Origin of the sequence: Psychrobacter sp. Choline-02u-9, from assembly GCF_002836505.1 — a bacterium.
Taxonomy (GTDB): Bacteria; Pseudomonadota; Gammaproteobacteria; order Pseudomonadales; family Moraxellaceae; genus Psychrobacter.
Genome location: NZ_PJBF01000043.1, coordinates 30,698 through 43,282 on the forward strand (window position 1 = coordinate 30,698; position 12,585 = coordinate 43,282).

Sequence of the window (12,585 nt, forward strand, 5' to 3'; positions counted from 1 at the left end):
GGACAGTGAGCCATAAACCATGTATACCAATAGTCAGTTGGTTTCTTGAATGAGATCGTATCTTTATTCCCAACACTTTTACCATCAATACTATTGACCAATAGTTTGAGCAACAACAGCCAGAGAAGAATAATGAAAATATTTAATACCCGTTTAAGTACGCTTAGCGATGTCCAAAAAGCGCAATTGGCAGAACAGTATCAAGCCGATGATTATCTGCTGTTAAACTTTGATACTCGTCAGCATTCTCGCTTTAGAGCCATTACTGTTTCAGGTGAGGCAGTTGGTGTTGACTTGCCTCGTACAGGTGTACTAAAAGGAAATGATGTCCTTATCAATGCAGCAGGGGAGTTGATGCAAGTCATCGCCAAGCCGCAAGCGGTGACCAAAGTGACGGCTGCAGATGATTTTCTACTAATGAAAGGCGCTTATCACTTGGGCAACCGTCATGTGCCATTGATGTTTGACCACAGTTTTGATCAGGGTAATGCAGGCTATGCGTTATATTTTGAAAACGATCATGTACTTGCACAAATGTTAGAAAATCTTGGTCTACATATCGAGTCTACGTCAGTGCCTTTTGAGCCTGAAACGGGCGCTTATCAAACGGGACAAGGGCATGCGCATGGCCACTCTCACTCCCATGCACATTCGCATAGTGACTCTCATAGTCATAAGAAAAGTCATAGCCATGACGAAAGCCACAGCCACGGACATCACCATAGCCATAGCCATCATGATGCGCCTGTAGGTCGTTCAAATGATGGTTGATACCAGTGCTCAGCCTGCTCAATCTGCCCAACTTGGACAGCTACTGATGCTGGCATCGAGCAATTTGCCGATTGGTAGTTATACCTATTCGCAAGGTGTGGAGTCAGCGATTGAGTCAGGGGTTGTCTCTGATGAAGCCAGTACGCTTACATTTATGCAGGACTATCTAGCGCTTGCAGTGATTGGCTACGAGTTGCCCGTATTAGGGCTAATAATGTGTGCGCTCAGCCAAGGTCATGAAGCGCTAGCGGCAAATCTGGCACATGATTATCATGCTGGTCTCGAGAGTAAAGAGTTTGTACTGGAGTCGCAGCAATTGGCACAGGCAATGGTGTCTTGGCTCAACGAAGTCCTGAGTCTTGGCATACCGGCCGAAATACCTGAAGATGGGTTTTTACCGCTATTTGCTCATGTTGCTCAGCATTGGCAACTGCCACTAGCGCAGTCGATGACTACTTATGGATTTGCGCAATTAGAGAATATGGTGCTCGCCGCTGTCAAGACAGTGCCGCTAGGACAAATGGCAGGTCAGCGTATTCTGTGGCAATTGCAAAGCGATCTGGGTGCTCAGGTTGATGCTCTAAGCGCTAATGTGCAACAGGCTTTCGATGCTTTAATCACATCGATAAATACTATGGATACCTTAGATACAAGTGAAGAACCAGACTGTCAGCAGTTATGCCAAGACCTCTATGAATCGCTTAATATCTCGAATAACTTGCCCAATTTGGCTATTCTTTCGAGCATGCACGAGGAGCAATACAGTCGGTTGTTCCGCTCATAATTTTATCTTTATTTCTATTTATACTTATTAATATACAAACTGTTTTAGGAAATTAATATGTCTCTAACTCCGCTCAAACCAAAAAACTCTAATGTTGCATCAGATGTACAAACTGATAGTGATAGCCAGAAACCATCTTCTGCCTTATCGTGCTTACGCCTTGGTATTGGCGGGCCAGTTGGTAGTGGTAAGACTGCTTTGACTTTAAGGCTATGCCAAAACCTGCGTGATACGGTCAATATGGCAGTGGTGACCAATGACATCTATACCAAAGAAGATTCAGAGTTTTTGACCCGCAATGATGCCATGCCCGCTGAGCGTATCCGCGGCGTAGAGACGGGCGGCTGTCCGCATACGGCTATCCGCGAAGATGCTTCTATTAATCTGACTGCGATTGCTGAGCTACAAGCGACTTTTGAAGGGTTGGAGTTGATTATCATTGAGTCAGGTGGCGACAATCTAGCTGCGACATTTAGCCCAGAGTTGTCTGACTTGACCTTGTACGTCATTGATGTCTCTGCAGGCGATAAGATACCTCGTAAAGGTGGCCCCGGCATTACCAAGTCTGATTTGTTGATTATTAATAAGACTGACCTTGCACCAATGGTTGGTGCTTCGCTTGAAGTGATGGAACGCGATGCCAAAAAAATGCGTGGCGACAAACCTTTTGTTTTTAGCAATATGAAAACGGGTGATGGGCTAAATGAGATTATCGCCTTTATTAAAGAACATGGCATGCTTGCCTAAAGAGCAGATGAGCTTTTACCATTAAAATATAAAGAATAAGGAAAAACCGCATGACACAGTGTACAAAAGGTCTTCATATCGAAAGCTCTCGCTTTTCACAAGTGCTCTCAGCTCCTCATATCGTATCTGGTTCGGCTGTGATGACGTCACTAATGCTACCGTCATTGGCGCAGGCGCATTCAGGTCATATTCACTCGACTACCGCGCAAGCGCCGTCATTTTTGGGTACGTTGCAAGCAGGACTGATGCATCCAGTAACTGGCCTTGATCATTTGTTTTTAGCAGTCGGCATGGGCATGTTGTTTTATGGCCTGCAAAAGCAGCGCTTAGGCATGATGTCATTGACGGCAGGGTTGTCATTAGGCGCGATATTGGGCACGGCTGGTGTGCTGATTGGCGGTATTGCATTTGTTGCATCATCTGGGCTAATTGAAGTGGCAATATCACTGTCGGTAGTCGTATTGGCTATGGTCTTGATGAGCCAAAAAAGCAGACAAGAAGCATTCTCTGCTCAGACCCATACAGCACGCACGCCAAGTATTCAGCGGCTGTCATTGTTTGGTTTTGGTGGTCTGGCAGTGTTTCATGGCATGGCACACGCGATGGAAGTACCAGCGAATGTCGGTGTGAGCGGTCAGCTAGGATTTTATGCAGGGATGATGGTCACGATGCTAGCGCTATATGCAGTTGGTACGCTGGTTAGTCAGCAGTTGCAGCAACGCTTTAGTGATAGCTTGTGGTTACAGCGAGGACTAGTGCTGCTAGGATTGAGCGCCGTATTTGCACCTGTTTTGGTATAAAGCGCGCTTTATAGTACAAGTACGATGTTTGCTGCTGAACTTACTTAGCTAGCGAACGCCATAAAAAATGCGCCCCCGATCAAAAGGTCGGGGGCGCATTTTAGTTTTGATAACCGACTACAGCATATCTCAAAAGACAGCTTGTCGTATTAATTACATTGCTTGCTGCTGTTGTTGCTGAGCAGCTAGCAAATCTTGGTAGCTCACTTCTTTATCCGTGACTTTACCTTGCTCGATTAGATAATCAACCACTTGGTCTTCTAGAACGACAGACTCAATGTTCGCGCGCTGTTGCTTATCAGTGGTGTAGTACTCGATCACTTCTGCTGGATCTTCATAGTTTTCAGCGGCTTCTTTAATGAAAGTCTCAACGCGGTCTTGGTCCACTTCGATACCTTTGGTGTCGATAACACGAGCAACGATGATGCCAAGACGGGCAGCACGTAGCGCTTGCTCTTCGAACAATTCATTTGGCAGCATGTCTTTATCGAAGCTATCAGCATTGGCACCGAATTGCTGAGAAAAACGTTGCATCATCATGTTGCGTTGACGCTCGATTTCTTGCTCTAGCATGGCGTTTGGCACATCAAACTCGTTCTTTTCTAGTAGCGCATCAAAAGTCGCTTGTTTTACTTGGCTACGCGCTGCGTTCTTGATTTCGCGTTCCATGTTTTTACGCACGTCTTCTTTCAACTTCTCAACGCCGCCTTCTTTAACACCGAATAGCTCTAGGAACGCATCATCAATTTCAGGTAATTTTGATTTCTCAACCAATTTTACGTTGATTTTGAATTGCGCTTCTTTACCCGCTAAGTTTTCAGCTTGATAATCTTCTGGGAACGTGACGTCGATCACTTTTTCTTCGCCAGCTTTCATGCCTTTGATACCATCTTCAAAGCCTGGAATCATCTGGTTGCTACCTATGACCAATTTGAAGTCTTCAGATGAGCCGCCTTCGAATTTTTCGCCGTCGATTGAGCCTTCAAAGTCAAAGGTTACTTGGTTGTCTTTGGCCGCTTTACCTTTTTTCTCAACGAACTCTTCACGTTGTTTTTGTAGGTTTTCGATCATTGTGTCGACGTCTTCTTCGCTAACTTTAGCCGTGTGACGCTCAACTTCGATTTCATCGATACCTTGGACGTCAACTTCTGGGAAGATCTCGACAGTGGCTTGATAAACCAAGAAATCGTCTTCTAGTTTTACATCGTCGATGTTAGGCATGCCAACTGCGCGGATGTCTTCAGATTTGATCGCTTCAAAAACGGTATCACGGATCACATCGTTGATGACTTCTTGTTGAATGCCAGCACCGTACTGTGAACGGATATGTGACATAGGGACATTACCTTTACGGAAACCGTCAATCTTGGCAGTTTTCGCTACTTGGCGAATACGGCCTTCAACTTTGTTTTGAATTTTTTCAACGGGTACTTTAACCGTTAGCTGAGTTTCTTTATTAGATAGCTTGTTGGTTGTGACTTGTAAATCTGTAGCCATGTTAATTACACCTTTAGGATTAAATCGTACTTTGAATTAAATAGTACTTAGGGTTAAATGGTAATAGACAATCGTGCCGCAAAATACGGGCGCGTGCTGCTGATTGCCGCTGGAATAAAATAGGGGATATTGATAGCGCGCAATTTCGCAGCCCATGCCTGTAGCAATCGCTACTGACACAAAAATGTGAAACGCTTTATTTTAATAAACGCTACCAAATATCAATAATAAGCCGTTAATGTACCGCATAATAACGCTTTTTGCTCAATTATACAGACAAATAACGGCTTTCAATAAAATTTTAAAAGTAGAACAGTATAATCTATCTGTTTATTAAAGTAAAAATTATCTCTTTGATGGCATGTTTCCTTATGTTGTTTGCTCTTGTATGGCTTAATTTTATATAAAAAATCAGTCATATTCGTATTCAATAAATAAGATAACGGATAAAAAACAGCGATAAGGTTGTAAGCGCATTATGAGCATTAAGCGCACTTACGGATAGCTATAGATAGAATAGCTATAAGGTACTTATAAAGGTATCTGCGCCAATAGCTGCTGGATTGCCTGACTACGATGGCTGATGCTGTTTTTATCAGCAGCGCTTAGACTAGCCGCACTGGCTTGCAAGTCAGGTAACCAAAACAATGGATCATAGCCAAAACCGCCGTCACCATGCGCTGTCTCTGAAATCTCGCCATGCCATAATCCTTGGGCGATGATTGGTAACGGATCATCAGCATGACGTACCATTGCCAGTACGCAAACAAACATACCTTTGATCGGAGCATCTGGACTCGCTGCGCGGATAGGTTGCAAGTCAGCGACGAGCTTGGCATTGTTTTTACTATCGTTGCCGTGCTCACCAGCGTAGCGAGCAGAGTAGATACCTGGCGCATTACCTAGTGCAGGCACGCACAGTCCTGAATCATCAGCGATAGCAGGCAGTCCACTGATACGGCTCGCATGACGGGCTTTGATAATAGCGTTTTCCACAAAGCTTAGACCATCCTCGATGGCGTCTTCAATATCGAGATGACCTTGCGGGACAATCGTCACGTCCAAGTTCGCTTCGGCAAATAGCCGTTTAAACTCAGCCAACTTGCCTTTGTTATTACTGGCCAGTACCCATTGGTTGCCAGATGTCGGATGGGTAGCAGTTAACGAGGTATCAGTAATACTCATAAAGTCAGTCCGTTATATGAAAATGATGAAAAATTATTATTCGAGTAGGCTTTATTTATCTTCTGTAGCGTTAATCGGTAAATTGTTTGTCGATTGAAGTAGTTATACTAACAATGATAACGCATGAGTTTAGAGTGAATGCAGTTACCGCTTAATAAATAACCAATCGCTATACAGATTGTACGGGCTATAACATTTGGTAACTGATATTATTGGTCACTATTGCTATAATAGATACCAAGCTACAGTGAATTATATCTTATAGCTTGTGAATATTAATTTAATAAAAGTCTATAAAGTCAGAGACTTGGCTTTTTGGCGAAGAATAATAGCAATAAGTAACCGCTAGGTTAATTTTGGATTCATAATGATACGTGATATTGTATTGAGCAGTACCGTGTATCAAGCGATAAAGTTCATTTCAAACAATAAACTCAGCCAATTTAGTCCGCTATTTTATAGTGTTTTTTACGGTGTAAAAATAGCGTAAAATCCAGTTTCTATAAGCAAGTTTTTATAAACTAACGGCTAAACAGCAAGGATAAAATAATTATGTCAAACATTACTTTACCAGACCTACCATATGCAAAAGACGCACTAGAGCCACATATCAGTGCCGAAACGCTAGAGTATCATCATGACAAGCACCATGCTGCTTATGTAAACAAGCTAAAAGACATGTTGCCAGGTTCTGGTCTAGAAGACAAAACATTGCCAGAAATCATCGTAGCGACTGCTAAAGATGACAGCAAGCAAGGTATGTTCAACCAAGCAGCTCAAGTATGGAACCACACGTTTTATTGGAACTGCATGACGCCAACGAACGGCGGCGGCGAACCTACTGGCGATCTAAAAGCAAAAATCGAAGAAGATTTCGGTAGCTACGACAAGTTCCGTGAAGAGTTCAAAAATGCAGCGTTGACTCAGTTTGGTTCAGGTTGGGCATGGCTAGTTGCTGATAAAGTCGGTGGCAAATTGTCAATCGCCAAAACTGCTAACGCTGACACCCCACTTGCACATGACCAAGTAGCGGTATTGACTTGTGATGTATGGGAACACGCTTACTATGTAGATTACCGTAACCGTCGTCCTGACTATGTTGATACGTTCCTAGACAAGCTAGTGAACTGGGACTACGCAAACGCAAAATATAAAGGTCAAGATGCTGGCGTTGAAGAGTAATCTTTAACGACTAAGTATTTGATTGAAAAAAGGGACACCGAGAGGTGTCCTTTTTTTTGTGATAACTTTCTATAATAGCTTTCTATTTTGATATCTGATCAAAACATATTTTTGATAGAGCATCGCTATTAGGCAATACCACCGTTTGCACCGATATTTTGTCCAGTAACCCAAGCCGCTTCTTCACTGACCAAAAATGCTACCACATGAGCAATATCGACTGGTTCACCGATACGATTAAACGGTGACATGCTAGCAAGTCTTTCTACCGTGTCATCCGATTTACCTTGATGAAATAGCTCGGTATCAGTAGGGCCGGGAGATACTGCATTGACCGTGATGTTGCGCGCGCCAACTTCTTTGGCAAATATACGGGTTAGCTGATCGACCGCGCCTTTGGTCGCACAGTAGGTGCCGTAACTAGGTAGCAGCATGCGAGTGGTTGTGCTTGAGAGATTTACGACACGACCACCGTCGTTGAGTTTAGTCGCAGCTTCACGCAATGTATTGAACGTGCCTTTTACATTGATAGCAAATATACGATCAAAGTCTTCGTCGGTGGTCTCGGCAATGGGTTTATTAATCATTATGCCTGCGCTATTGACCAAAATATCTGGCTTACCAAACGCGCTGATAGTGGCATCAAACATTGCTTCGACTTGCTTGGTATTGCTGACATCAGCTTGAATGGCAATGGCTTCACCACCTGCTGATTTAATCTGGCTTACGATATCATTCGCTGCTGAATCATCATTTGCATAATTAATGACGGTTTTAGCCCCTGATTCTGCAAGTGATAAGGCTATCTGTGCGCCGATACCTTTTGATGAACCGGTTACAATCGCGACTTTATTTTTTAGTGTTGTCATCGATACTTTCTCCAATATTATCAGTGAATATCAGTACGCTTATATTGCGTTTTGACTGATGTCTCTTGATTAGTAGGATATAAGTTACCAGTGTGCAAAACGAATAAGTAGAACGATTCTGTATGCTTGTTTTTAGATAAGTGTATGAGCTGGGTTTCTGTAGGTTTGAAAGATAAAAATTTTGCGTTGCTGAGGGTTTGGATAAGACAAAAGGACGCTGTGAGGCGTCCTTTTTGTAGTATAAATTTTTGTCATCGTTCTTATACTAAATCAGTTTGAGTATTTACATTCAAAACAGTTTCAACCTCACGAACAATTTTCTTCGTCAAAAGGTAGTTGGTTTGAAGTTCACGAAATGTGAGGTTCAAAGTTCCTTTCTTATGTACAACTGCATGACGAGCCTTAAGCAAGGAATCCCAAGCTGCATGTTCTGGTGAATTCTCTATATCTTTGAAAAATAAAGTTTTGTACGAATTATCAAACCTATTCAAAGTTTCGTTAATTTTTCCAAGGTCAGGACTTCTAAATTTCTGTGACAGAGTCTTTTTTATATAATTTATAGCGTGTAAATCGCCACACTGTTCAGCTCGTTTAACAAATACGGATTCAAGGTGGTCTTCATATTCTGATACAATTAACAAGACGAGACCAGCAACTAAGTACGTTTCTACCTCTCTATATCTAGCCTCACTAGAGTCAAAGCTAGCTATATGCTCGCCACAGAGCTTTAGTGCATTCTCAATTCTTTGATATAGCATTATTGCACCAAATATTGTTTAGCAAGGTTCATTCGCAACTCAATGATTGACTCATCAGCTGTTGCTCCTCGCACACCCTTGACGAAATTTTCATCTGATTTAAGTTTTTCATATGATTCTGCTAGATTATCTTTAAAACCATGAATTGCTAGAGTTGTGAATATCGAATCATATGCTGCTACATTTAAGCCAGACCATATGTGGAAAGGTTTTTCGCCTAAAGTATCTACAATATCATCACAAGTTTTCTTAAATAGTTCTTCTAGTCTTCGATACTTAATATCTGTTATTTCCTGATTATCTCTCATGTAGTTGGACATAAAGTCTTTGATTGGTCGTTCATAATTCTCTCCATTTTCATAAAATGCAAAAAATCGTAAAATAAGCTCTACATCTTTTTGTCTTTTATGCGGAGTCACGCTACCAAATATTTTTCTCCAATTTCCATATTCATTGAGCTCGCACAAAAGGTCATTGAACGAACCATGATATACACAGTTTCGGATCTCTTGCCCGACTAGTTGAGTACCACCAGTGTTTAGCCGTTCAAAAATATGATAAATGCTAGTATTTCCGTTTGGTGTTATCTGCTTAATGATAAATGCTCTTAAGACGCTATCATTTAGCTTATTGAAAGCTAGCTGATTTGATTCTTGAAGGTCGGCATAAGTTTTATTGTAATAAGGGCTTTTTTCGTTAAGTCCTGTTAAATGGAATACTTTTCTTTTGTTATTCGAGTCAGGCTCACCAAAATAACCATCGAAAAAATATACTACAGTCATTAGTCTTTGCTGACCATCTATCACTAACTGTTCATTATTAGCTTCATCAGTGAACAAAAATATCGAAGGGACGGGCAGTCCAAGCAAGAATGATTCGATTAGTCTACTTGCTTGTTTGATATTCCATACGTAGTTACGTTGAAAACCTGGTACTGTCATTGAGCCCTTTTTAAATTTAGAAACTAGTCCTTCTAAAGTATAATCAGCAGGGTAAGTAATGACCTCATACTCAGCCGGTGTTGCTTCGAGGTCATTATTTTCACTTTGGAGCTCTTCTAGCCCATCGTTATAGTCTATAGTCATTTTATTCTCTTAACATCGTTGTTTAAACTACGGAAGTCTTTATATATATTTGTATAGTATGATATTGGTTAGTAGACTTGAATGAGCTATTGTAAAATACCATACTCTTCGGATTTAACGCCTATAGCTGTCAAGAAAAATTGAGATTTTCTCTTGAATAGAGTTGAAGAGTTAATGTCTATAACATAAATAAAGCTTGGATATAATACTATGCTGTATTCGCATTAGGCTAGATTTTAGTAGTGATAGCCTTGTAATGTAAGTATTCACAAAACCTCAAACCCAAACTTGCCCAACGCTTCACGCAACATCGCAATATTATAATAAGCATGTGCATTTACAGTGTTTTGAAAGAAAATATAGAGCGTATCAAAATGCTGACGCTGGTTGGCAATCGCTTGTGCCCAGTCCTGCATCTCCGACTCACTATAGCGATAATCATGGCGATCAGCCGCGCTCATCGCATCCCACCAGTTTAGGTTATTGCCGTGCATACGTAGATAGCCAGTGCGTTCAGTAAATATCAATCGTGATGGTGGCAGTCCGCTAACTTTGGGATAATCGACGCTACACCAAATGAGACCTTGCTGCTGGAAGCTATCAACCACTTGCGGTGTGTGCCAGCCATTATGACGAAACTCAATGGCGAGTGGATAGTCTTGAAACCAACTGACGAGATTGGCCAGATACAGACGATGCTCGCGAGTACGGTCAAAACCGTGTGGGAACTGAAGCAATAATGGCGCTAAAGCATTTGCTTCGATAAGCGGGGATAAGGCGTTTAGAAATGCCTGTGCATGCTCGGGTGTGCCTTTGCGAGCGTGGGTAAAGTCTTGATGCAGTTTGACGGCAAACTTTAACTGGCTGTCGGCTTGCACGTAGGCTTTATTGACCATACCCGCGAACGCTTTTTGCCCGATGGGCGCATAAAAGGTACTGTTGATTTCGACTGCGCCATATTGTTTGGCGTACTCACGTAAGAAGTCGGTTTTTTTGGTGCCGGTGGGATACAGCGTACCGAGCAAATCGGTATCGCTATAGCCACCAGTGCCGAGGTAAATGCGCGGGGTAGGGGAACTGTCCATGTTGACCACTCATTGCCGTTTTGGGTAATAAAATTTACTAAGATATCTACTTTCGACTGCTATTTGACAAGCTACTTTTTACGCGACCAGAGCCATTCAATCAGTGCCAGTAGTGCATCATTATCTGTGCCAACGGTATCTTCATTGTCGCTAAGCTCACGACTATGTAGTTCATGAGAAATGGCTGCACGCCCGTCATTAAACAATGATTGCGCATAGCTGGTCGCGTCATCGACACCCATTAGTTTTACATAGGTAGATTTGTCTAGTTTTTCATCACTACCCGCAGGCTTACCAAGTGTATCTGTCGTCATGGTGACGTCTAGCACATCGTCTTGGACTTGAAAGGCGAGACCGATATATTGCGCGCATTCTTGCAATGCCATGCGCTGTGGGGCCGTTGCACCAGCACAGACGCCGCCCATGAGCATCGCCGCTTCAATCAATGCCCCTGTCTTATCACGGTGAATGGCTTCTAAATCATCCTGTGCAATATTGGCACTGGCTTCGGCATTGAGGTCTAGCATTTGACCTGACACCATGCGTCTGGCGCGCGGCGCAAATATTGCCATAAGCTGACTTGCGATATTTGCATCGAATGGCGCAAAGGTTGGCATCTCCGCGGTTAGTACTTCAAAGGCTAGTGTCTGCAATACATCTCCTGCCAGCAGAGCCGTCGCTTCATCAAAGGCGATATGAGCCGTCGGCTGACCACGGCGCAGCTCATCATCATCCATACAGGGCAAATCATCATGCACTAACGAATAAGTATGCAATAGCTCTACCGCCAATGCAGCACGGCGCGACATATCATAGTCTGAGTCGTTTTCTAGTAGCGTGTCCAGATCAGCATCGAGAGTATCGATATCATCATTAGGTTCGTCTGTACGTTCATTATTACTGTTATTAATACTGGCAAAAGCGCTGGCAACCATCAGTGGGCGTACCAGTTTGCCTTGACCCGTCATGACATAGTGGCAAGCATCTACTAGCGGGCTAGGGAGCTTGGCATAAGCAAACAAGACCTCGATATCTTGCGCCAATTGCTCGCGCACAGCACCATGAAACTGCTCAGTGCTTTGAAAAGAGACAAAGTTAGAAGGGATGAAGCCAGTAGAGGTAGTGCTAGAAGTAAGGGAAACAGTCATAATCCAACCATTTATCAGGGATACAGTAAAACTTATTAGGGATAAGGTAAAAACGCTATTAGTGTAGCATGATCAGTCATATCGCTTATGTGACACACGGTATCAATTGATTGTTTTTTGCATTTTTCTGCCGAAGGCTATTCGAAAGTAGAGCAATCTTAGCTGCAATATAACGACAAGATTTCGTTACCGATGGATGATGTCACTCTCTGGTTGAATATGTTCTGATAAAAGAGCAAGCTAGGCTAGCACGTTCATCTTATTACCGTAGAAAAATGGTACTGAATGCTTACACTGAATAGCTAGCACTGACCAAGTAGCATTTATTCAGTAGCGCTAACGGACTGTCATTCCAAAGATGGCATGCATGAAGTCAACAACACGAAATAAATCTAAACTAACAATTCAGTATACATTTATTCACTAAAATACTTTTAACGTAAGGTAAATGCCTGCAAGTGATTTAAGAGTGACTTGCGAGTATGGTATTAGCTTGTGACAGTTAGGGGCATAATCCCCTACACTAATTGACGTGAAAATGGTCTGATGGTGACCCTACTGGGTTTTTTCTCAGGATGTTCAATCGTCGATACCGAGTGTTAGACCAAGTCTCAGTCAATATTTTGAACATCAGTACCTGCAACAGCAGTACATAAATGAAGCGTCATATGATG

Annotated in this window: 12 protein-coding genes; 5 read left to right on the top strand and 7 right to left on the bottom strand. The window is 42.5% G+C overall.

The features are described 5' to 3' along the window. Positions 1 to 132: 132 nt before the first annotated feature. The 4 genes from ureE to CXF69_RS04755 are packed head-to-tail and all read left to right on the top strand — an operon-like array spanning position 133 to position 3,102. A complete protein-coding gene (ureE, locus tag CXF69_RS04740; protein WP_101205318.1) occupies positions 133 to 771 on the top strand; it encodes an urease accessory protein UreE in 639 nt (212 codons plus the stop codon). Continuing rightward, entirely contained in the window at positions 761 to 1,555 is a 795-nt protein-coding gene (locus CXF69_RS04745; RefSeq protein ID WP_101205319.1) for an urease accessory protein UreF, read from the top strand. Before ureE ends, CXF69_RS04745 begins: the two co-directional genes overlap by 11 nt. A gap of 57 nt (positions 1,556 to 1,612) precedes the next feature. Continuing rightward, entirely contained in the window at positions 1,613 to 2,302 is a 690-nt protein-coding gene (gene ureG / locus CXF69_RS04750) for an urease accessory protein UreG (RefSeq protein ID WP_101205320.1), read from the top strand. 50 nt (positions 2,303 to 2,352) lie between these two features. Beyond that, a complete protein-coding gene (locus CXF69_RS04755) occupies positions 2,353 to 3,102 on the top strand; it encodes a HupE/UreJ family protein (RefSeq protein WP_101205321.1) in 750 nt (249 codons plus the stop codon). A gap of 153 nt (positions 3,103 to 3,255) precedes the next feature. Here CXF69_RS04755 and tig read toward each other — a convergent pair whose 3' ends face one another. Next, entirely contained in the window at positions 3,256 to 4,599 is a 1,344-nt protein-coding gene (gene tig / locus CXF69_RS04760; RefSeq protein WP_101205322.1) for a trigger factor, read from the bottom strand. Between the two features lie 531 nt (positions 4,600 to 5,130). Continuing rightward, complete coding sequence (gene rdgB, locus CXF69_RS04765) at positions 5,131 to 5,784, bottom strand: RdgB/HAM1 family non-canonical purine NTP pyrophosphatase (protein ID WP_101205323.1); 654 nt, start codon at positions 5,782 to 5,784, stop codon at positions 5,131 to 5,133. A gap of 552 nt (positions 5,785 to 6,336) precedes the next feature. Here rdgB and CXF69_RS04770 point away from each other — a divergent pair. Beyond that, complete coding sequence (locus CXF69_RS04770; protein ID WP_101205324.1) at positions 6,337 to 6,966, top strand: superoxide dismutase; 630 nt, start codon at positions 6,337 to 6,339, stop codon at positions 6,964 to 6,966. A 128-nt stretch (positions 6,967 to 7,094) separates the two neighbouring features. On the opposite strand, the gene CXF69_RS04775 is transcribed toward CXF69_RS04770, so the two are convergent. From CXF69_RS04775 to CXF69_RS04795, 5 genes are all read right to left on the bottom strand, one after another. After that, entirely contained in the window at positions 7,095 to 7,835 is a 741-nt protein-coding gene (locus tag CXF69_RS04775) for an SDR family oxidoreductase (RefSeq protein WP_102078186.1), read from the bottom strand. 260 nt (positions 7,836 to 8,095) lie between these two features. After that, a complete protein-coding gene (locus CXF69_RS04780) occupies positions 8,096 to 8,593 on the bottom strand; it encodes a HEPN domain-containing protein (protein WP_102078187.1) in 498 nt (165 codons plus the stop codon). Beyond that, complete coding sequence (locus CXF69_RS04785) at positions 8,593 to 9,678, bottom strand: DUF262 domain-containing protein (RefSeq protein WP_102078188.1); 1,086 nt, start codon at positions 9,676 to 9,678, stop codon at positions 8,593 to 8,595. The genes CXF69_RS04780 and CXF69_RS04785 overlap by 1 nt, the downstream gene beginning before the upstream one ends. Positions 9,679 to 9,944: 266 nt before the next feature. Next, positions 9,945 to 10,763, bottom strand: coding sequence for a DUF72 domain-containing protein (locus CXF69_RS04790; RefSeq protein ID WP_102078189.1), 819 nt, complete (start codon positions 10,761 to 10,763; stop codon positions 9,945 to 9,947). Between the two features lie 71 nt (positions 10,764 to 10,834). Then, the gene (locus CXF69_RS04795; RefSeq protein ID WP_102078190.1) at positions 10,835 to 11,911 is read right to left on the bottom strand and encodes a polyprenyl synthetase family protein; all 1,077 of its coding nucleotides are present in this window, start codon (positions 11,909 to 11,911) and stop codon (positions 10,835 to 10,837) included. Between the last annotated feature and the right edge of the window lie 674 nt (positions 11,912 to 12,585).